Genomic DNA, 365 nt, shown 5'->3' with positions numbered 1-365 from the left:
CCGCCTTTCCTGCGGAAAGGCGGTATAATCTATCATTATTTCACTGAGAAAGAACTCGAACTGCTGTTCAGGGGGTTCGATATCGGTGAGATCAGAAGTATCATGACTGAAAAAATATTCCGGGGTGTACCGCTCACCCCGGAATATTTTTTCAGTCATGATACTTCTGATCTCACCGATATCGAACCCCCTGAACAGCAGTTCGAGTTCTTTCTCAGTGAAATAATGATAGATTATACCGCCTTTCCTGCGGAAAGGCGGTATAATCTATCATTATTTCACTGAGAAAGAACTCGAACTGCTGTTCAGGGGGTTCGATATCGGTGAGATCAGAAGTATCATGACTGAAAAAATATTCCGGGGTG

1 pseudogene is annotated in these 365 nt (G+C 43.6%); it reads left to right on the top strand.

Annotated features, from left to right (window positions below):
- Positions 1–285, top strand: a pseudogene (locus CUN85_RS13130) (hypothetical protein); the annotation flags it as partial.
- Positions 286–365 lie beyond the last annotated feature (80 nt).

This window comes from Methanolobus halotolerans (assembly GCF_004745425.1).
In the GTDB taxonomy this organism is placed as follows: Archaea; Halobacteriota; Methanosarcinia; order Methanosarcinales; family Methanosarcinaceae; genus Methanolobus; species Methanolobus halotolerans.
Note: the sequence above shows the minus strand (reverse complement) of the source record. Positions and strands in the feature narration are given on the sequence as shown.